Annotated in this window: 23 protein-coding genes; 8 read left to right on the plus strand and 15 right to left on the minus strand. The window is 64.4% G+C overall.

Annotation, left to right across the window (positions count from 1 at the left end; all coding sequences use genetic code 11):
• Positions 1 to 6: 6 nt before the first annotated feature.
• From VFO25_12575 to VFO25_12585, 3 genes are all read left to right on the plus strand, one after another.
• On the plus strand, positions 7 to 558 hold the full coding sequence (locus VFO25_12575; protein ID HET9343740.1) for a YetF domain-containing protein: 552 nt from the start codon (positions 7 to 9) through the stop codon (positions 556 to 558).
• Between the two features lie 87 nt (positions 559 to 645).
• Positions 646 to 1,032, plus strand: a complete 387-nt coding sequence (locus tag VFO25_12580) for a hypothetical protein (GenBank protein HET9343741.1) — start codon at positions 646 to 648, stop codon at positions 1,030 to 1,032.
• 99 nt (positions 1,033 to 1,131) lie between these two features.
• Positions 1,132 to 1,671 carry a hypothetical protein gene (locus VFO25_12585; GenBank protein HET9343742.1) on the plus strand — a complete coding sequence of 180 codons (540 nt, stop codon included), beginning with the start codon at positions 1,132 to 1,134 and terminating at the stop codon, positions 1,669 to 1,671.
• A gap of 127 nt (positions 1,672 to 1,798) precedes the next feature.
• Here the strand turns inward: VFO25_12585 and VFO25_12590 are convergent, their stop codons facing one another.
• On the minus strand, positions 1,799 to 2,953 hold the full coding sequence (locus VFO25_12590) for an aminotransferase class V-fold PLP-dependent enzyme (GenBank protein HET9343743.1): 1,155 nt from the start codon (positions 2,951 to 2,953) through the stop codon (positions 1,799 to 1,801).
• Between VFO25_12590 and VFO25_12595 the strand changes: the two genes are divergently transcribed.
• The 3 genes from VFO25_12595 to VFO25_12605 all read left to right on the plus strand — a co-directional run bounded on the left by VFO25_12595 (position 2,952) and on the right by VFO25_12605 (position 5,519).
• A complete protein-coding gene (locus VFO25_12595) occupies positions 2,952 to 3,770 on the plus strand; it encodes a CAP domain-containing protein (GenBank protein ID HET9343744.1) in 819 nt (272 codons plus the stop codon). The two genes, VFO25_12590 and VFO25_12595, sit on opposite strands and share 2 nt — an antisense overlap.
• Positions 3,771 to 3,856: 86 nt before the next feature.
• Positions 3,857 to 4,711 carry a 3-hydroxybutyryl-CoA dehydrogenase gene (locus VFO25_12600; GenBank protein ID HET9343745.1) on the plus strand — a complete coding sequence of 285 codons (855 nt, stop codon included), beginning with the start codon at positions 3,857 to 3,859 and terminating at the stop codon, positions 4,709 to 4,711.
• 22 nt (positions 4,712 to 4,733) lie between these two features.
• Positions 4,734 to 5,519, plus strand: a complete 786-nt coding sequence (locus VFO25_12605) for an enoyl-CoA hydratase-related protein (GenBank protein HET9343746.1) — start codon at positions 4,734 to 4,736, stop codon at positions 5,517 to 5,519.
• Between the two features lie 153 nt (positions 5,520 to 5,672).
• On the opposite strand, the gene VFO25_12610 is transcribed toward VFO25_12605, so the two are convergent.
• The 3 genes from VFO25_12610 to VFO25_12620 form a co-directional block, all read right to left on the minus strand.
• Positions 5,673 to 6,125, minus strand: a complete 453-nt coding sequence (locus tag VFO25_12610; protein ID HET9343747.1) for an SRPBCC family protein — start codon at positions 6,123 to 6,125, stop codon at positions 5,673 to 5,675.
• Between the two features lie 67 nt (positions 6,126 to 6,192).
• Positions 6,193 to 7,017 (minus strand): RDD family protein, encoded by an 825-nt coding sequence (locus tag VFO25_12615; GenBank protein ID HET9343748.1) that lies wholly within the window; start codon positions 7,015 to 7,017, stop codon positions 6,193 to 6,195.
• An 81-nt stretch (positions 7,018 to 7,098) separates the two neighbouring features.
• Positions 7,099 to 8,292 (minus strand): acetyl-CoA C-acetyltransferase, encoded by a 1,194-nt coding sequence (locus VFO25_12620; protein ID HET9343749.1) that lies wholly within the window; start codon positions 8,290 to 8,292, stop codon positions 7,099 to 7,101.
• 87 nt (positions 8,293 to 8,379) lie between these two features.
• Between VFO25_12620 and VFO25_12625 the strand changes: the two genes are divergently transcribed.
• Positions 8,380 to 8,958, plus strand: coding sequence for a DNA-3-methyladenine glycosylase I (locus VFO25_12625; GenBank protein ID HET9343750.1), 579 nt, complete (start codon positions 8,380 to 8,382; stop codon positions 8,956 to 8,958).
• Between the two features lie 47 nt (positions 8,959 to 9,005).
• Positions 9,006 to 9,455: a hypothetical protein gene (locus VFO25_12630; GenBank protein ID HET9343751.1), complete on the plus strand. Its 450-nt coding sequence runs from the start codon at positions 9,006 to 9,008 to the stop codon at positions 9,453 to 9,455.
• Positions 9,456 to 9,522: 67 nt separating this feature from the next.
• On the opposite strand, the gene VFO25_12635 is transcribed toward VFO25_12630, so the two are convergent.
• The 11 genes from VFO25_12635 to VFO25_12685 all read right to left on the minus strand — a co-directional run bounded on the left by VFO25_12635 (position 9,523) and on the right by VFO25_12685 (position 20,109).
• Complete coding sequence (locus VFO25_12635; protein HET9343752.1) at positions 9,523 to 9,891, minus strand: RidA family protein; 369 nt, start codon at positions 9,889 to 9,891, stop codon at positions 9,523 to 9,525.
• A 7-nt stretch (positions 9,892 to 9,898) separates the two neighbouring features.
• Positions 9,899 to 10,972 carry a 3-isopropylmalate dehydrogenase gene (locus VFO25_12640; protein ID HET9343753.1) on the minus strand — a complete coding sequence of 358 codons (1,074 nt, stop codon included), beginning with the start codon at positions 10,970 to 10,972 and terminating at the stop codon, positions 9,899 to 9,901.
• Positions 10,972 to 11,478, minus strand: a complete 507-nt coding sequence (locus VFO25_12645; GenBank protein ID HET9343754.1) for a 3-isopropylmalate dehydratase small subunit — start codon at positions 11,476 to 11,478, stop codon at positions 10,972 to 10,974. Before VFO25_12645 ends, VFO25_12640 begins: the two co-directional genes overlap by 1 nt.
• Before the next feature lie 10 nt (positions 11,479 to 11,488).
• Positions 11,489 to 12,778, minus strand: coding sequence for a 3-isopropylmalate dehydratase large subunit (leuC, locus tag VFO25_12650; protein HET9343755.1), 1,290 nt, complete (start codon positions 12,776 to 12,778; stop codon positions 11,489 to 11,491).
• 148 nt (positions 12,779 to 12,926) lie between these two features.
• On the minus strand, positions 12,927 to 13,934 hold the full coding sequence (locus VFO25_12655; protein ID HET9343756.1) for a hypothetical protein: 1,008 nt from the start codon (positions 13,932 to 13,934) through the stop codon (positions 12,927 to 12,929).
• Positions 13,935 to 14,057: 123 nt separating this feature from the next.
• Positions 14,058 to 14,885 carry a hypothetical protein gene (locus tag VFO25_12660; protein HET9343757.1) on the minus strand — a complete coding sequence of 276 codons (828 nt, stop codon included), beginning with the start codon at positions 14,883 to 14,885 and terminating at the stop codon, positions 14,058 to 14,060.
• Between the two features lie 52 nt (positions 14,886 to 14,937).
• The gene (locus tag VFO25_12665; GenBank protein HET9343758.1) at positions 14,938 to 16,365 is read right to left on the minus strand and encodes an APC family permease; all 1,428 of its coding nucleotides are present in this window, start codon (positions 16,363 to 16,365) and stop codon (positions 14,938 to 14,940) included.
• 94 nt (positions 16,366 to 16,459) lie between these two features.
• Positions 16,460 to 17,992, minus strand: coding sequence for a S8 family serine peptidase (locus tag VFO25_12670; GenBank protein ID HET9343759.1), 1,533 nt, complete (start codon positions 17,990 to 17,992; stop codon positions 16,460 to 16,462).
• A 74-nt stretch (positions 17,993 to 18,066) separates the two neighbouring features.
• Entirely contained in the window at positions 18,067 to 19,308 is a 1,242-nt protein-coding gene (locus tag VFO25_12675; GenBank protein HET9343760.1) for a competence/damage-inducible protein A, read from the minus strand.
• A gap of 2 nt (positions 19,309 to 19,310) precedes the next feature.
• Positions 19,311 to 19,691: a VOC family protein gene (locus tag VFO25_12680; protein ID HET9343761.1), complete on the minus strand. Its 381-nt coding sequence runs from the start codon at positions 19,689 to 19,691 to the stop codon at positions 19,311 to 19,313.
• Positions 19,692 to 19,701: 10 nt separating this feature from the next.
• Positions 19,702 to 20,109, minus strand: coding sequence for a VOC family protein (locus VFO25_12685; protein ID HET9343762.1), 408 nt, complete (start codon positions 20,107 to 20,109; stop codon positions 19,702 to 19,704).
• Positions 20,110 to 20,128 lie beyond the last annotated feature (19 nt).

The following is a 20,128-nucleotide window of genomic DNA, read 5'->3' on the forward strand; positions in this document are numbered from 1 at the left end:
CGACCGATGTGGAACCTCACGGAGCCGTGGTGGGAGATCCCGCTGCGAACGGCGCTCGTCTATTTCTCGGTCCTCGTCGGCGTGCGGCTCGCCGGCAAGCGCGAGATAGGTCAGATGACGGCGTTCGATCTCGTCCTTCTTCTTCTGCTGAGCAACGCGGTCCAAAACGCGATGACCGGGCCGGATACGTCGGTCGTCGGCGGGATCGAGGCCGCAGTGACCCTTTTCATCGTCAATGCATTCATCGTGTATGTCGCTTTCCGCATCCCCCGCGTCCAGAAACAGCTCGCCGGTAGGGCGACGCTCCTCATCAGCAACGGCCAGATCATCACGCAGAATCTGCACACGGAGCTCATCACGCAAGACGAGCTTCTCGCGGCGTTGCGCGAGCACGGCGTCGAATCGCCGGCGGAGGTCGCGCTGGCCGTCCTCGAAGTCGACGGCAGCATCAGCGTCGTCCGGCGCGATGACGTCGAGGCCGACACACCGGAAGAGCCGCGTTTCAATCGCGGCAAGCCCGCCCGCCGACCGATCCGCTTCCTCCACGCCCGCCACTAACTCGGGGAACTGTGTAGTAGGCCGAGCGAAGCTCGGCGGTTATATGTTAAACGCTTCGCGACTCCCATATCCGGGTAGGATATCCGTATGATCGCACTTATAACATCAATCCTGCTCGCCGCAGCGGCGTGCGCGAACCCGAGCATCGTCTCGACCGCGGTGCAATCCATGACAACCGATTCAAGCGGGCTAAATCATTACACTGTAGGCGTCACCATCCAGAACGTCGGCACAGTCCGCCAGCCGAGCGATCTGCTCCAATCGATCGTCGTCGAGCAGGACGGCGAGCGGGTCGACGTGATCGGGCTATTGCCGCTGCGCCCGCGACAAACGCAGCACGTCGTCTACTCATTCGTCCGCTCTTCTGAGGCGGGCGCGGGCACGACGCATCTATCGTTCGCGCTCGACTTCAACAAGACGGGCGCCAACGTCACCTGTCACCGCGGCGCTGAGGATTCGTCGCTCGACATCTGAACGCCGGAAAACATCGTTTGCCGCGTCGCTCCGCAGGGTAAGACAAGCATGCGATCCATCGGATCGCACCTCGCTACGTCTCGCAGGAGCGGATTTGCGATGAAACGGATCCCGGCAGTCTTGTTCGTCCTCGCTCTCGTCACGTGTATCGCGGCGCCCGTCGAGGGTCGAGCGGCGACATCCAGCGCGAGCGATCTTTCACTCAAGCTCGGCGCGCTCTTCCCAGCCAATGGAGATTCGCGCGATCTCGGCGGCAGCACGCAGTACGTCATCGGCCTCGACTACCTACTGCATTCAGCGTCGACGAGCACGAGCGCGACGTCGATCTATCTCGATTACCTAGGCGGCTCGAAGAACTCCGGCAGCATCCATTCGACAGGCGTCGGCGTCGCTTTACGTTCGAGTGGTACCGCATATTTCGGAGCGGGTCTCGGCATCTATTCGACGAGCGTCCAGTTCGACGAGGACGCGGATGACAGGTTCCGCTCGAACACGTCCTCGACGGGCGGCGGCGGCAAAGTCTTTGCCGGCTTCGATCTCGGCAGCGGCGTCGATCTCGAGTTCGACTACCACATCTTGCCTGCGGCCGGCGGCGTCAACCCGAGCGGCGCGGCGCTCGAAGTCGGCATCCGCCTCTAAACTGCCACGACTTTCGATTTTCGATCAAGGGAGCGGTCGAGATTCATCTCGACCGCGGCGGCCTTATATCTTGAGTGTAGTAGGCCGAGCGAAGCTCGGCTCCGTTGTCGAAGGGGCGCGGTCCCCTTTAGTCCAGGATCGACAGCACGCGATCCACGTCCTCATCGGTATTGTAGCCGTGGGGTGCGAATCGAACACCGGTGTCGCGGATCGTCACTTGAACGCTCGCTGCTCTCGCGCGGCGTTGCAGCTCTTCGACCGAGTTGCGCCCCCGGCCGGCGACGACGATGCCGGAACGAACCGCGGGCTCGACGTCGCCGACGATCGGCAGACCGAGGCTCCATACGCCTGCGATGAAGCGATCGCCGAGCCGAAGCACGTGCGCTTCTATGTTCGGCAGACCTGCATCGGTTATGAGGCGCAAGCTTTCGCCAAAGCCGATCGCCGCGGGATAGTTGACAGTCGCTCCGTCGAACCGTCGCGCACCGGGGAGCAACGGCTGCGCATAGTCCAAAAAACGCATCGGCTCTTTGACCGAACGCCAAGAGCACAATGCAGGCCGTAGCCGCTCGGCGAGCTCACGCCGGACGTAGACGACCGAAAGTCCTTGCGGCGACAGCAGCCACTTCGCGACGCCGAAATAACAGACGTCGATGTCGCACGCCGCGACGTCGAGCGGCAGATGACCGAAACCTTGGATCGCGTCGACCGCGAAGATGATGCCTTTAGCTTTGCACCACGCGCCGAGCGCCGCAAGATCGTGCCGATATCCGTCCGAGAAGCCGACGTAGGACACGGTCACGACGCGCGTGCGATCCGTGACGAGACGCTCGAGCGTTTCGACCGTGAGCCGCTGTCCGGGGGCGCGGACGAGCACGGGACGCACGCCGACATCGTGCAAGTTGAGCCACGGATACGCGTTTGCGCCGAATTCGTTATCGCTCAGGATGACCTCATCGCCATCGCGCCAGTCGAGCCCGTTCGCGACGACAAGCGCTCCGTCCGAGGTCGAGCGCATGAAGGCGATCTCATCCGCCGTCGTACCGATCGCCTCGGCGACCGCGGATCGCACCGCCTCGAGGCGCGATTCTATGTCGAGTATGCCGGCGCAGCCGTCGCCCGTCTGGGCGTCGAGCGCTGCCACCACCGCGTCGCGCGTCGGCTGGGGCAAGGGGCCGACCGAGGCGTGGTCGCAGTACGCCCATCGCCTGGTGATCGGAAACACACCGGGATCGAGCGGCGGCGACGGATGCGCCAGCCGTCCGATTGAGGATGTAGACATGCTCGCACGCAATTCGCTCGCATCACCCGGTCGCCTTTCGCGCATCGTCGCGTTGACGATCGCGCTGCTCATATCCGTCGTCGCGTTCGAAACGCGCGCGCTCGGATCCGATTCGATTCCGACGGTCGTCGAGAAGGGCCACACGTACGTCGCGGTCGAGCCGCTGCTCCGAGATCTCGAGATCGGCTACGACATCGAAGGATCGCACCTGACCGTCAACGGCCGCTCGTATCCGCCCGCACTCGTCGAGATCAACGGCATGTCGATGGCGAACGCGCGCGATCTCGCGGCGTTCCTCAACTTGAAACTCACCGACGACCACGGCTCCCTCGTGTTCGGGCAGCCACAGACGCCGGCGCCGTCGCATGCGGAGGCGCCGCCCGATCCCGACCTCGATGCGATCCGCGCGCAACTGATCGCGTTGCTCGACGAGCATCGCAACGCGCAAGGCGTCGGACCCCTCGGCATCGATCCGCGCGCGCAGGCGGCTGCCCAAGCGCACGCGCTCGACATGGCCCGCGATGGCGTCCTCCGCCACGTCGACCCCGATGGCCGAACACCGTTCGACCGCTATCACGCGCAAGGCGGCCACAGCAGATTCTACGCGGAAAACGTCGCGTGGTACGGCCTGGCGGACGCCAGCCGCGCTGCGCTCGCAAGCGCGATCTCAAAGCTCGACTCGCAGATGATGGCGGAGCGGCCGCCCGACGACGGCCACCGCGCCAACATCGTCTCGCCGATCTATGATTCCGTCGGCATCGGGATCGCCGTCGGTCCTAACGGCATCTACCTGACCGAAGACTTCTCCGGCAGCTGACCTGCAGGGCGGGTAGGGCTCGTAAGAGCGCCCCGCAAACTCATCGCCCTTCGCGCACCGGATCAAGAGCGAAAGGAGCGACGGTCGTGGCGGACATCCAGAAGGTCGGCGTCTGCGGATGCGGTTTGATGGGATCGGGCATCGCGCAAGTCGCCGCGACCGCAGGGTGCGACGTCGTCGTCCTCGAGGCCGATCGTGCCGCGCTCGACCGTGGCATGGCGGGCATCCGCAAATCGCTCGACAAGTTCGTCGAAAAAGGCGCGATGGACGCGGCTGCTCGCGATGCGATACTCGGCCGCATTCGGACGACGACCGACGTCGCCGATCTCAAGGATCGCGATCTCGTCATCGAAGCGATCGTCGAGAACATGGCGGTGAAGAAAGAGCTCTTCGCCGCGCTCGACAAGCTGCTCGCGCCGCATGCCATCATCTGCTCGAACACGTCGAGCCTGTGCGTCGTCGAGATGGCCGCGGCGACGAAGCGCCCGAAGCAAGTCGCCGGGCTTCACTTCTTCAATCCCGTGCCGCTCATGAAGCTCGTCGAGATCGTCAAGACGATCGTGACGGATCAACCGACTATCGACGCGCTGTTCGCCTTCGCGAAACGCCTCGGCAAGACGCCGATCCTCGCACAAGATACTCCGGGCTTCATCGTCAACCGCCTGCTCGTGCCGTATCTGCTCTACGCGATCCGCATGTACGAGGCCGGCCTCGCGTCGCGCGAGGACATCGATGAAGGCATGAAGCTCGGTTGCGGTCACCCGATGGGCCCGCTGACTCTGCTCGACTTCGTCGGGCTCGACACGACATATTACATCGCGGAGATCATGTTCGACGAATTCAAGGATCCGCTCATGGCGCCCCCGCCGCTGCTCAAGCGGATGGTGCTCGCCGGCTACTACGGCCGCAAATCCGGCCGCGGCTTCTACGAATACAAGTGACGCCCTAAGCGCGAGGAGCGATATGCCGTACGAGAATATCTTGGTCGAGCGCGACGGTCCCGTCGCCGTCGTGACGCTCAACCGTCCGAAAGCGCTCAACGCGCTCAACGAGGCGTTGCTCGGCGAGGTCGAGCGCGCGATGCACGAACTGGAGACGGACCGTTCGGTGCTCGCGGTCGTCATCACGGGCAGCGGCGAAAAAGCGTTCGCGGCCGGCGCCGACATCAGCGAACTCGCGCGCCTACCCGACGCCGCGGCGGCGACGACGAAGGCGAAATCCGGTCATCGCGTCACCCACGCGATCGAGCATTCGCGATTGCCCGTGATCATGGCCATCAACGGCTACGCGCTCGGCGGCGGACTCGAACTCGCGATGGCGGGCGACTTCCGCATCGCCTCGCGCAATGCGAAGCTCGGCCAGCCCGAGGTCAATCTCGGGATCATCGCCGGCTTCGGCGGCTCGCAGCGTCTACCGAGACTCGTCGGCCAAGGCATGGCGTCGTATATGCTCCTTACGGGCGAGCCGATTTCGGCCGATGAGGCCAAGCAGTGCAATCTCGTCGAGAAGGTCGTCGAGCCCGGCGCCCTGCTCGACGAGGCAAAGCGGTTGGCGAAGATCATCGCCTCAAAGGGGCCGCTCGCGATAGCCGCGACGAAACGCGCGATTCACAAAGGATTGCAGACCGATCTCCACAGCGCGCTCGAGCTCGAGGCCGAGGAGTTCGGCAAAGTCGCGGTGAGCGCGGATGCCAAAGAAGGCACGGCCGCGTTCCTCGAAAAGCGACAAGCCGCGTTCAAAGGCGAGTGACCCAGAGGATGTAGCGGTCGAGCTTCAGCTCGACCGCCGCGGTCTCGCTTTTTAGGATAGGGAGCGGTCGAGATTTATCTCGACCGCCGCGGTCTCGCTTTTTAGGATAGGGAGCGGTCGAGATTTATCTCGACCGCCGCGCTCTAGCCAGGCTTACCTTCGCGGCCGGCGATAGCGCGCTTCGACGGCCGTGCGCAATTTGACGACGCCCCGATCGAGCGTCTGCTCGAGCATCCGTTGGAACGGGATGCGAAACACCTTGGCGAGGATACCGTTGAACGATTCGCTCGTGCGGACGATCGTCCGGCCTTCGGCGGGCTCGAGCCGCCATACATGGCGAGCGGTGATGCCGAGAGTTCTCCCGACCCAGCCGATTTCGCGCGGTCGGACAAGCGTTTTGAACGTCGACGTGATCGTGCCGGCGCTCGTCTTCCAGCGGAAGACGCTCCCGACGTCGACGGGACCGTCGAGCGCGACCGCCTTCACATCCTGGTTCCACTCGGGCCAGCGCTCGACGTTCGCGAGGACGTCCCATATGGTCGCCGCGTCCGCGGCGATTTCGATCTGACTCGCGGCCGCTACGGGCGCGTTGAAGTCGATCTCCATAACCGCATGATACCCCCAAGCGCCCCTTATTACCCGCAAATGAACGGGCCGGGACTTTCAGACTCGGTCAGACCGTCGTCGACGGAGTGGGATTGGGCGTCGGCGTCGGACGCGGCTTTACCGTCGGCGATGCGTTCGACGTCGTGCTCGGCTCCGGGCTGGGCGTCACGAGTGGAATCGTTTCGATCGGCGTCGGTGCGGAAGTCGCCGATGGCAACGGGGATGATCTCGTGATCAGGCCATTCGCATAGTGAGAGGCGTCCGTCGCCAGACGTTGCGCGGCCGCGACGCCGCCTGCATATACGAGGGTCGCGTAGCCGGCGCCGCCGAGCATCACGATACCGAGCAATGGAGCGATCGCACCGAGCTTCGAATTGACGACGACCGTTCCGGCGACCAGATCGCCGACGCGCTGCCGTCTCGGCAGCAGCGCGGCGAGCAGAAAACCGATGACGACGAGGTCGAGCGGCAGGATGAGTTCGCGTACGAATGTGCGCCCGAGCCCCGCCCGGCCCCCGCCGTTGCGTCCGACGACGAGTCCGAAGAGCAGCTTGCCCGGCGTCGATCCAAGTATGCCGCTGAAGAGCCAGCGATACGCGAAAAGCGCGATCGCGACGACGAGCGCCAGCTGAAGGAAGCCGCCGAGGGAAAGCTCGCCGTTCGAGGCCCGCGTGATCCATACGCGCGCCGCCATCGCGATGAGCATTCCCACGAAGACGATGTCGACGAGCAGCGCGAGCGTGCGGCGGACGATGTACGCGCCGACGTCCCCGTGGTCGGGTGCGACGGGCGGCGGCGGACCGGGGAATATCTGGCGCGCTTCAGGTGGCAGCGTCGATGCCGCATGCGCGGAATGCTCGGGCGTCGATTCCGCTGCCGGCCGGTCGAGCACCGCGCCGCAACTCGTGCAAAACGCGGAGGGCCGGTCTTGCTCGCGGCCGCAGGAAGGGCACGTCGCCACGCGCTTGACGCTCTAGAGAGCTTCGACGACGCCGGCGATCCCTTGACCGCCGCCGATGCATGCGCTCGCGACGCCGTATTTCTTCTTCCGCCGCCGCAGCTCGTGGAGCAGCGTGTACGTTATGCGCGCCCCGCTCGCTCCGAGCGGATGGCCGAGCGCGATCGCTCCGCCGTTCGGATTGAGCTTCGAGTCGTCGAGCCCGAGCTCGTCGACGCACGCGAGCACTTGCGGCGCGAACGCCTCGTTGATCTCGACGAGGTCCATGTCATCGAGCTTCATTCCCGCGCGCTCGACGGCTTGCGGGATCGCGAACGCGGGACCGATGCCCATGATGTCCGGGTCGACGCCGACGACTCCCCACGACACGAGCCTGCCGATCGGTTTGAGCCCATCTTTCTCCGCCTGCTTCGCGGTCGTCAACACGACTGCAGACGCCCCGTCCGTGATGCCGCTCGCGTTCCCCGGCGTGACGATGCCGTCTTTGATGAAGCGCGCTGGTAATCTCGCGAGTTGCTCCATCGTGACGCCAGGACGCGGTCCTTCGTCTTTGTCGACGACGGTCGGGCCCTTCTTGCCGGCAACTTCGACCGGCACGATTTCTTCTGCGAAGTAGCCGCTCTCGATCGCTTTAGCGGCGCCGGCCTGTGACTTGAGGCTGAACTCATCCGCCTGTTGGCGCGAGATCTCATAGCGCTTCGCGAGATTCTCCGCGGTGATCGCCATGCCCATGCCGTTGTACGAATCGGTAAGGCCTTCCCAAAGGGCGTCTTCGAGCTTGCCCTGTCCGAGGCCAAGACCCCAGCGCGCACCGCGGATGACGTGCGGCGACTGGCTCATGTTCTCCATGCCGCCGGCCAAGACGTACGTCGCCTCGCCGAGGAGGAGCGATTGCGCACCCGAGACGATCGCCTGGAGACCTGAGCCGCACAGCCGATTGACGAGGAGCGCCGGCGTATCGATGCGACAGCCGGCTTTGAGACCGACGTGGCGGGCGCCGTAGATCGCATCCGCACTCGACTGGATGACGTTACCGAAGACGATCGTGTCGATCTTCTCAGGATCGACGTTCGAGCGCTTCATCGCGCCCTTCGCGGCCACGACGCCAAGATCGATGGCGCTGACGTCTCTCAGCACGCCGCCGAAATTGCCGAACGGCGTACGCGCGCCTTCGACGATGACGATGTCGGGTCTCCCGTTGCTTGCCACTTTGATTCCTTGCCCTTCGCTTTACGTTTCGGACGGCGATGCTTTGTCGGAAGGGCCGTACTGCCCTCGCACGCAATGCCCGGTCGCATGCGTCAGGTAGCAGATAAGCCACGCTGCTCGTGGGCGGTCGGCGACCCGGATATGGTCGAGTACCACGACAAGGAGTGGGGCACGCCGGTCCATGACGACCGGGTCTTGTTCGAATTCATCATCCTCGAGGGTGCTCAAGCCGGACTGAGCTGGAGCACGATCCTCCATAAACGCGACGGATATCGCCGCGCGTTCGCCGGCTTCGATCCGCGCAAGGTCGCACGTTTCGACGCGGCGCGGATCCGCAAGCTCTTGAAGGATCCGGGCATCGTCCGCAATCGTCTCAAGATCGCCGGCGCCGTTCGCAACGCCAAAGCGTTCCTCGAAATCGCGAAGGAACACGGCAGCTTCAGCAAGTGGATCTGGCGGTTCGTCGGAGGCAAACCGATCGTGCGTCGCGGAAAGCGCAACGTCGACAATCCCTCGACGACAGCCGAATCAGATGCGCTCTCGAAAGCGCTAAAGGAAGCAGGCTTCACGTTCGTCGGCTCGACGATCTGCTACGGGTTCATGCAAGCCGTCGGCATGGCCGACGATCACATCGCGACTTGCTTCCGCGCCAAACGCCGCCGATAATTGTAGTAGGCCGAGCGAAGCTCGGCATTTGAGACGAGGAGGGCGGCGTGAGGATGTTCGTCATGGCGATCGTGATGGCGCTTGTCGGAGCGTCGAGTTTGGCAGGCGCCTGTAGCGAGAGCAAACCCACCGTCGTCCACGGCACATCCGCCATGAAGGTAGTTAAGGGGATGGTGGGCGGTCCGGGTGCGCCGCTGCCGCTCAATCCAGCTCCCTCACCTTGGCCCAATTTCTATGGCCCGACGCAATACGATTTCGATCGAACACATCTTTCTCCGAAGCTTCGGCAAAAAGTGATGAGTATCGTGCAGCGCATTCCGTCGCGCGAGCGCCTTTACGCCCGCTGGCTTCCGTCGCAAGGCGATGTGATCGTCTTCGAAGTGCGACCTGACCAGATCCGAAGCGACGGACGCGGTTACTCGCCGTCTAAGGTCATCAACGAAAAGAACATGTACGTCGACCCGACGGATGGGAACGTTTTCGCCGGTCCGCCTTAGATCGCAAGACCGCGCCGGTCGAGCTGAAGCTCGACCGCTACAGCCGACGTTGGTTCGGCCTAGTTGATCAGTGATTCCGGATGATCGCGTCGGCTTCGATCTCGACGAGCAGATCGTCGCGGATGAGCTTGCTCACCTCGACCATCGTCGACGCCGGCTTGATGTCTGCGAAAACCTCGCCGTGAGCGCGACCGACAAGGTCTGCATTCGCCATATCGACGACGAACATCCGCGTTCGCACGACGTCGCCCAGCGATGCGCCTAACTCCTGGAGCGCGTTTTCGATGATCGCGAGCGCGCCTTTCGCCTGCTCGTATGCGTCGGCCCCAGGCGACGTCGTGCCCGCGACCGCGATAGTATCGCCGACGCGCACGGCGCGTACGTAGCCGTAGAGCGATTCCCATTTGGCGCCGGACAAGGCGGAGCGCCGCGTCATGATGCCTTTAGGCGACGGACGGCGCGCGCAAAGCGCCGGCGATCATGTCGCCGACGTCGTTCGTCGACAGCCCGCTGCTCGCGTCGAGCGATGGGATGCGCTTGCTCGACAAGAGCGAGGCGATCGTCGATTCGATCGCGGCGCCAGCGGCCGTTTCGCCGAGGTAGTCCAGCATCATCGCGACCGCGCCAATCGCGGCGACGGGACTGACGACGTTGCGGCCCTTGTATTTCGGCGCCGAACCGTGGATCGGCTCGAAGAGCGAGACCTGGCCTGGGTGGATGTTTCCCGACGCCGCGACGCCCATGCCGCCCTGCACCATCGCGCCGAGATCTGTGATGATGTCGCCGAATAGATTCGTCGTCACGACGACGTCGAACGATTCCGGGTTCTTCACCATCCACATGCATGCGGCGTCGATGTACGCGAACTCGAACGCGACGTCGGGGTACTCTTTGGCGACCTCTTCGACGGTGCGGCGCCAGAGCTGCTGGATCTCGATGGCGTTCGCTTTATCGACGAGCGTCAGCTTCTTGCGCTTGGCCCGCTTGCGTGCTAACTCGAATGCATAGCGGACGGCGCGCTCGCAGCCTTTACGCGTGAAGATCTGGTTGCCGATGACGACCTCGTCTGGCGTGCCCTTCTTGAAATGGCCGCCGATGCCGGTGTAGAGGTCTTCGGTGTTCTCGCGGACGACGACGAGGTCGACGTCTTCGGGCTTCTTGTCTTTGATAGGGCATAGATGCTCGGCGTAGAGTTTGATCGGCCTTAGGTTGATGTAGAGGTCGAGACCGAAACGCGTCGCGGCGATGACGCCGCGTTCGACGAGACCGGGCGGCAGACGCGGGTCCCCGATGGCGCCGAGCAGTATCGCATCCATTGTCCGGAACTCGTCGAGCTGACCTTCGGGCATGAACTCGTGCGTGGCGAGGTAGTGGTCGGCGCCGAACGGATACGACTTCGTCTCGTAGCTGAAACCAAAAAGGTCCGCCGCTTTCGCGAGGACCTTGAGGCCTTCATCGGTCACCTCGGGCCCGACGCCATCGCCGGGGATGACCGCGATCCGGTATGTCTTTCCCATCAGGCCGACTGCTTCTCCGCCAACCGCTTTTCGACGTAGCGCAGCAGTCCGCCCATCTTGATCAGGTCCTGCATGAACGGCGGCAGCTGCGTCGACTTGTACTCTTTGCCGCTGCGCTCGTTGCGGATGACGCCGTTCGCCGCGTCGACCGTGATCGGGTCGCCGTCTTCGATGGCATCGACCGCTTCGACGCTTTCGAAGATCGGAAGCCCCGTGTTGATGCAATTCCTATAGAAGATCCGCGCGAACGATTTCGCGACGACGCCCGCGACGCCGGCGCCTTTGAGCGCGACCGCCGCGACTTCGCGCGACGAGCCGCAGCCGAAGTTCGTGTCGGCGACGATGAGGTCGCCGGGCTTCGCCTTCTTGACGAAGTTGGCGTCGAGATCTTCGAGCGCGTGCTTGCCGAGCTCGACCGGGTCGATAAGGTTGCAATAACGGCCGGGAATGATGACGTCGGTGTCGACGTTCTTGCCGTACTTGTGCGCAGTGCCTTTGAGGATCATGATCGCTTCCTTACGCCGTCGTCGTCGCGAAGAGCTGCTCGGGTCCGCAGATGTGGCCCGCGATCGCCGACGCAGCGGCGACGTACGGACCCGCGAGGTACACTTCCGACTTCACGTGGCCCATGCGGCCGCGGAAATTGCGGTTCGTCGTCGAGATGCACCGCTCGCCGTCCGCAAGGACGCCCATGTGGCCGCCGACGCACGGCCCGCAGGTCGGCGTCGAGAGGACGCAGCCTGCGTCGATGAAGATTTCCGCCAGTCCCTCGGTGATGCACTGCTTGTACACCTTCTGGCTGCCGGGTATGACGATCGCGCGGACGCTCGGATGGACTTTGCGGCCTTTGAGAATCTCGGCGGCTTGACGCATGTCCTCGATGCGCCCGTTCGTGCACGTACCGATGACGGCTTGATCGACTTTGATATCGCTCAGCTGCGAAGCGTTCTTGTGCGTGTTCTCCGGCAGGAACGGGATCGCGACTTGCGGTTCGATGACCGAGCAGTCGATGGTGAACGAGTTCTGATATTCCGCTTTCGGATCGGCGTGGTAGACGGTGTAGTTCTTCTTGCCGACGGCGGCGCAGTACGCTTCGGCGACTGCGTCGACTGCGAAGATGCCGTTCTTCGCCCCGGCTTCGATCGACATGTTCGCCATCGTGAATCGGCCGCTGATGGGCAGCTCGCGGAGGACGGGGCCGGTGAACTCGAGCGCGCAGTACGTGGCACCGTCGACGCCGACGATGCCGAGCGTACGAAGGATGAGGTCTTTCGCGGAGACGTAAGGCCGGAGTTTGCCCTCGTAGACGAGCTTGATGCTCGGGGGAACGCGGACCCACATCTCGCCGGTCGCGAAGGCAGCCGCGATGTCGGTCGAGCCGACGCCGGTCGCGAACGCGCCGAGTCCTCCGTACGTCGTCGTGTGGCTATCGCCGCCGATAATCGTCTCGCCAGGGCCGACCATGCCGCTCTCGGGGAGCACGACGTGCTCGATGCCGCCGCGCCCTACCTCGAAGTAGTGCGTGATGTTCTGCTCGGTCGCGAAGTCGCGCATCATCTTCGAGAGCGAGGCGGTCGCGATGTCCTTGTTCGGCGTGAAGTGGCTTGGGACGAGCGCGATCTTGTCGCGGTCCCAGACCTTGGTCGCGCCTTTGATCTTGCGGAACTCGGTGATCGCAACAGCTGCCGAGAGCTCGTTCGCCATGACGAGGTCGAGCTCGATCGAGATGATGTCGCCCGGAGCGACCTGCGCCTTGCCCGAGTGGGCGGCGAGGATCTTCTCGGTCATGGTCATGGGGCGCGCCATGGGGTTCCTCCGGCTGATTGCTTGGACGGCCGACCGCACCGGACGACGCGGGTTGCGTCCGAATGGCGGTGCGTGCGGGTGGACTAAGGCGTATGTTTCTGCCCTTCGCCGTGCCGCGCCTCCGGGTGGAATTACCTCGCGGAAAGCACTAGTGGACCGCTATCCAACCCGTGCTGACGAGTCCGGTGTTCTGACCATTGATGACGCGAAGGGGCAAATAGCCGCGCGTGCTCGCCACGTCATCCCGGTAAACGAGCACCGCACTCGACTGTCCGCCGGTGAGACACGGAAATATCACGTCGCCGGCAACGTCAACTGGCCCTCCGTTGAGCGCAAATGGCTGTTGGCCTAGCGGATTGATGACCCGAATAGGCGCCACATCGCCATTCGCTATTGAGGAGAATTCGCGAACCGTTCCTTCCGGGATAATGCTGACGTTGGACACCCAGAGCGTTCCCGGACCGAGCGAGACACCGACTGGTTCGTTCAGCCCGGTGACCGGGCCGGCTATTACCTGTTTCGGCGCGACATTGCCCGACTGACTCGGGCCGAAGCGCATCACTTTCGCTGCGCCTAGATCGGCGACCCACACGTCGCCTCTATCGCTTATGGCGATGCCTGAAGGCTTGACGAGTCCGGTCGCCGGGCCTTCGATCGTGCGGATCGGTGCCGCATCGCCGCTTGCGCCGGGCGCGAACTCCTCGATCGCAGTCAGATTGAGATTGGCCACCCACAAGTCGCCGTTCTTGTCCACCGCCGTCGCTACCGACCATACGCCGCCGTATGACGACGCCGTGAGCGTGCGCGCTGGAGGCGTGTCGCCGTTCGCACCGGGCGCGTACACGACGATGGCATTTGGAGACGCGCCGACCGCGCTCGTCGCCGCATACAAGTAGCCGTTGGAATCGACCGACAAGCCGGCGACACCGAATAGCAACCCCGTATCGGGCCCGCTGATCGTGGCCACGGGCGAAACGTCGCCGTCGGCATCGAAACGATATTCCGTTATGGATGCAGTCGCCGGAAAGCCGTTGGCGGCATAAATGAGTTGCGGGTTCGCCATTTGGGCGTTTGACGCACCGCGCGCGGTGGAGCTTCCGATCACACCGATGACCGCGGCCACCGACAACGATAAGAGCACACGGATTGCACGCATACGGTGGACTTATCTCAGCGGGTCGAGGCGCCCTCTGGCTCGGCGGTCACTTTCGCCATACGACGATAGACCGCGGCGGTCGAGATGAATCTCGACCGCTCCCCGGTTCCTGTCGCGAGTCGGTTAGTGGCCGAAGCTCGTCGTGATGTCGAAGTAGAAGTCGCGTGAGAGCTTCGAGTTCGTGCACGTCGCGTGGAGCTGATCGTAGTATCGGCTGCCCTGCGAGATGAGACTTTGGCCGGTGACCTGCCACGTGCCCGAGACGCCGCATTCGAGTCCGCGGATGTACACGTACTCAGCGTTCACGGCGTCTGCATCGGTCTTCGCGGTGACGACGAGCGCCTTCGCAATGCTGGTGCCGTCGTGCGCCGCGTCCACGACCACCTGCGCCGGAGGCGGAGTCGGCGGCAACGGCCTAGACTCCTCGATCGCGCTCACCTGACCGTTGTCGATCGTATAGAACCATCTCACGCCGTCGGACTCGCCGTACGCAACGCTCGAGCCGCTATCGTAGGTGGCGATCGGAGCGCCGCGCGCGGTCTGAAGCGCAGCCGCCGACATGCCGAGCGCGCCGCCGAACGGATCGGCGAGCGACGATTGCTTCGCCGGCTTCATGCGAGCCGCGATGTTGACGAGCTGGTCCTGATCGAAGAGCAGCTCGAGCCCGACGTTGTGGCGGTCGAAGTCGTAGCGCCACAGATCGCCGGCCGAAGTCGGCACGATCTCGAGCGGCTTGCCGAGTGTCGCCCGAACGTTGAGCGTCGACTCACCGAGGGCGAGGCCGAGCCAGAGCGGCATCCCGGCTGGCGAAGCGGGGGGAGCGGGGCTTGCCGCGTCCGTCGCGCTAAGGTGTGCCGAATTCCGCTCGGCATACCACATCATTGTCATCGAGGCCGGGTTCCAGATCGGCCCCAGCGCGAGCATCATGCAGACGACCAATGCGGAAGTCATCGCGCACTCCCTCTGCTCTAATGTATCGGCAGTTCTGTCCGGAGGGGAGCGATCAGCCTTCTGCTTTGCCGGGGGCCGGCACCGCTGCGGGCGCCGGGGCTGTGAGCTTGGTCCGTCCCAACGCGACGACGACCGCAGCGTACAAGATGCCGAGCCCGATCGTGACGGCGGCGATGATCTGATCGAGTCCGGATTGGTGACGGAAGTTGAGGTCGAGCAGTGCGGCGATCGCGAGCGTGCCGATCGCCGGCAGGACGACGCGCGTCATGTCGGTGAGCGGAGTCCCTTTTCGGACGAAGTGCACCACGCACGAAGCGCCAGTCAGGATGAACGTGAGGTTCAGCAATACCGCCGTCGCGTTGACGACCTCGTTGAGTGCGGCGTTCGCCGAGGGCAGCAGTCCGGTGAGGATGGTGATGACGAACACGCCCGCATTGACGACGGCGATCGCGACGTACGGCGTGCCGAAGATCGGATGCACCGCGGTGAGCGAGCTGGGGAATAGCCGGTCTCGCGCCATCGAGAACATGCCGCGCGAGATGCCGAGCTGCGTCGTCCACAGCGTCGCCGCCGTCGAGACGAGGACCGTCGCGATCATCGCGGTGGAGAACCAGCCGCCGCCGAGCCGTGCGGCGATGTACGCAAGGCTGTCGTCCGAGTTCGACGCTAGGCCTGCGAGCGGAGCGATCTTCATGAAGGCGATCATACAAACGAGGATGAGGACGACGGTGAGGACGAGTCCGATGAGGCCGCCGAGACCGGGAATGCGAGAGCCGCCCTGATTCTCTTCGGACGAATACGATGAGACCTCCCAACCGTCCGTCACCCAAACCGCGAGAACCATCGCGGCGAGGAAGCCGTCGAAACCGCCGGATCCGAACGTGAGGATGTGGAGGTTCGAGGCGGGCGCGATCGCCGCCGCGGGCGGATGGAAGAACGCGAGCGCCGCGAAGCCGAGCAGCACCGCGCACTCGAATAAAAGGAAGAGTCCGGAGACGCGAGCGGTCGGGCGGATGCCGCCGATGAGCAGCAAGCTCGCGATGATGACCCAGACGCTGCCGGTTATCGCCACGACGAGCGCGCTGCTCGACCACGTGCTCGGCACGAGATGGAAGTGCGCCGCGAGATCGAGCGTGTAGATGCCTGCCGGCACGACCGCGGCGACGGCTGCGAAGAAATAGGAAAGCACGACGATCCACGCGCCGAAGGCGCCGATGCCCGGACCGAACGCGAGCCTCGACCACGCGTAGGTCGAACCTGCGTCTGGATGCTCCTCGCAAAGCCGGTGAAACGCGATGGCGATAAAGATGATCGGCACCGTCAAAGCGACGAGCGCCATCGGAGCGCCCGTGCCTGCGGCCGCGACCATCAGACCGAACGTCACCGCGATCGAGTACGCCGGAGCCATGCTTGCGGAAGAGAGAATCGACAGATCCGCAAGGCCTAGGACTCGCGCGAGCGAGCGCCGTTGCGTAGCCACGGCACTTCAATTCCGCCCCCTCGCCCTAGCCCCTGCTCGGGCGCCGGGTGCGACATTTGCGCTGTTGCGAGTGCGGAACCTTAAGAGCGCGCCGTCATCGAACTGCGGCTAAAGCTGCGTCGGCATCGACGCGACCGTACCCTTGGCGCGGATCGTTTACGTTCGTCGCAGTCGATGTGATCATCGTCGCGATTTGCGACGGCGTCAGGTTCGGATCCGCCGATAGCATTAGCGCTGCGACTCCGGCGACATGCGGCGATGCCATCGAGGTGCCCGCGATGAGCACCGTCTGACCGCCTCCCCCGAACGCCGTCGTCGAGTACAAGTTGAGTATCCACTGGAGGTAGTCGATGCAGCTCGACACCGGGCATTGGACTTGCTGCGTGCTCGGATCGCCTCCGGGTGCGACGACGAAGTGCCTCGATCTGTCGGTGGTATAGTTGGAATAGCTGGCGACATATTCATATGCGGTGGCGAAGTCGCGCGCCGAGGAGCCGTCGCACAGCGCCGACGCTCCGACGGCGATGACGCCGGTGTCGGCGGCCGGGAAGTCGAGCGCCGGCTGCCCGACACCGCGCGCGTTGCCGTTGCCCGCTGCTGCGACGACGGTCACGCCGGCGGCGATCGCCCGCGCAACGGCGGGTTCCTCATACGTCGGGTCCGCGCTGGCGGAGCCGAGGCTGAGGTTGATCACCTTTGCGCCGTTGCTCACCGCCCAATCGATGGCAGCGGCGACATCGCGCGTCGACGCCGGCGGATTCGGGTGCTGCGGCGAGGGCGTAGGGAAGACGCGCGCTTCCATGAGGCTGATCCCGCCGGCGACGCCTGCGGTCGCGAGCCCGTCGTTCGTGTCCGCGGCGGCGATGCCGGTCGTGTCCGTGCCGTGACCGTTGCCATCTTGGATGCTCGCGCCCGTGTCGACCGAACCGTCACCGCGATCGTAGACGACCGATGCGATGACGCGGCCGCCTTGCAGATCGCGATTGTTCGCGTCGTAGCCGGTGTCGATGATCGCGACGCGAACCGCGTTCGACCCGAACGCCGTCGCGCGTGCCCACGCGCTCGGCAGCGACATCACGTACATATCCCACTGGATCGGCGGATTCGAGATCGCCGGATCTTTGACGTCGTACGGCAGTACACCGAAGTCCGGGTCGTTGGGGATCACGTCGAGCGGATAGCGCAGCGCGATCGGAGCAGCGTTGATGACGCCCGGCAGCGAGCGCAACGTCTGCGCTGCGGTTCGGGGATCGAGCGACGGAGAGATCGCGATCGTCGCGGCATCGTGTCGATCGATCGGTTGCAGGGCGCTTCCGCCGATCGACGAGGCCGCGCGCTGGAGCAACTGTGGATCGGCCGATGCGAAACGCACGCCCACTTCGCCGATGACGATGTCCGTTGACGGTTCGATCGCCGGCGTCCGGATGCGCGCGCCGGCGAGCATCGCCGAGTTCGGAGATCCCGGCACGAGCGCGCTCTGCACGCAGCGTGTCGCATGCACGGGTGGAATCGCGGGCTCGAGCGTTGAGGATCCGCCGCCCCCGCATGCTGCGAGCGCGAGCGCGGCGGCGCACGCCGAGATGGCGGCGGCCGGCTGACGTGCTAGCGCGAGATTGGCGAGCGACATCGCCCGAAACTATTCGGCACGTGCAAGCGCAGGTGCTCCCGAAAACGCTCGGTTGGCCGCCCGCGAAACGCGGGTCAGCGAGCGGCTTTCCAAGCCATGGAGAGTGCGGCGACCGTCGCGCGACGCTGGATGACACCACGCGTACCCGGCAGGGTCAAGCGTCTTACCGTCGTCTTGTCGCCGGGTCTGGCAAGCGCGACGAAGACGAGGCCGACCGGCTTGTCTGGGGTGCCGCCGCCCGGGCCAGCTATGCCTGTCGTCGAGACCGCGATCGTCGAGTGCAGATGTTCGCGGGCGCCGACCGCCATCGCTTTTGCGACTTCCTCGCTCACCGCACCGTGCTTGGCGATAAGCGCGCGATCGACACCGAGGAGCCCCGACTTCGCGTCGTCAGCATACGCGATGACGCCGCCTTTGAAATAGTCGGAAGCACCAGGGATCGAGGCGATCGCCGCCGCGACGAGACCGGCCGTGCACGACTCGGCGACGGCGATCGACCAGCCGCGCGCGCGGAGCGCTTCGCCAAGGCTGTGTTCGAACGAACCGCCGTCGGTGGCGTATATCGAGTCGCCGAGCCGCTCGCGCAGCTTGGCCTCGAGCGATGCTATCAGCGACGACGCCGCTTGCGCGTCTTGCGCTTTCGCGGTGATCTTGACATCGACGAAGCCGGGGCGCGCCAGCACCGCGATGCTCGGGTTGCGGCTTTCGCGGAAGAGGTCGGCGATACGCTCGTCGAGATCGGACTCGCCGATGCCGAGCGTGTGGAGGACGCGAGTCACGATGACCGCTTTGATCTCGAAGCGCTTGACGATCCACGGTATCGCGAGCTCGTGGAGCATCGGATCGAGTTCGGCGGGCGGCCCCGGCAGCGCGATCGCGACGCGCCGGCCGTCGTCGACGACGAAGCCCGGCGCGCTGCCGTGCGGATTGCCGAGCACGATCGCTCCCTCGGGGACCATCGCCTGCCGCCGGTTGTTCGGCGCCATCGTCCAGCCGGCTTGAGCGAAGCGCTGCTCGATGTAGGCGAGGCTCGGTTCGTGGAGCACGAGCCGGCGTCCGAACGCTGCCGCGATGGCTTCGCGCGTGAGGTCGTCAACCGTCGGTCCGAGACCGCCCGCGCAGATGGCGATGTCTGAGCGGCCGAGCGCGTCGCGGACCGCTGCGGCGATGCGCTGCTCGTTGTCGCCGACCGACGTCTCGCGATGGACGTCGACGCCGGATGCTGCGAGGGCCCGAGCTATGGTGGACGTATTCGTGTCGACGAGCTGGCCGAGCAGCAGCTCCGTGCCGATGGTGATGATCTCGGCTGAGGGCATCGCTACTTAGGCTCGAGCAATTCGACAGGGATGCCGTTGGGATCTTCGACGAAGGCAATCCAGCGCGTGCCGCCCGGCGATTTCTTCGGACCTTTGACGACTTTGACGCCTTGGGACTTGAGCTTTTCGCACAGCGCCGGCAGGTCGCCGTCGATCTCGAGCGCGAGGTGCTCGTAGCGGTTACCGATGTCGTACGGTGCGTGGTCTTCGAGGTCGAAGACGAGTTCGATGTACGCGTTCCAATCGCGGCCGACGAACGCCATGTCGGCATTGCCTTCGTAGTGCTGCTTGTCGAGCAATTTCAGACCGAGCTTGTTCGTGTAGAAGTCGATCGACTCGTCCATGTCGTTGACGAAGATCGAGGTGTGCAGGTAACGGGGCACGACGAGCCTCCTACTTCTTCTTCTTCTTGGCGGTTTTTCTCGGCTTGGCGAGGACGGAGAGTTCCCAGCGGTAACCGTCGGGGTCGTGGAACCACAGGCCCATGTTCTTCGAGCCAGGTGCCTCCGGACCGATCTCGTCGCCGGGATCCTCGATGACCACTTTGTTCCGCTTCAGCTGCTTGAGCGCTGCGCGCAACGCAGCCATGCTGGAGAGGTGGAACGAGATGTGGTCGATCGCCTCGGGCCGCGGCGTGCCCTTGATGAGGACGATGCCGATGTCATTGGTGCCGACGACCGCACCGTTCGGGAACTCGAATTCTTTCTTGACATTGAGGTTCTTCATCCACCATGCGGCGGCGCGTTTTGGGTCGCGGACCGCGATGCAGAAGTGGCCGATCGTGCCAAGGCGTATGGGCATTGAGTCGCTCCTTTCGGGA

It is taken from the genome of Candidatus Eremiobacteraceae bacterium (genome assembly GCA_035710745.1).
Classification (GTDB): Bacteria; Vulcanimicrobiota; Vulcanimicrobiia; order Eremiobacterales; family Eremiobacteraceae; genus JANWLL01.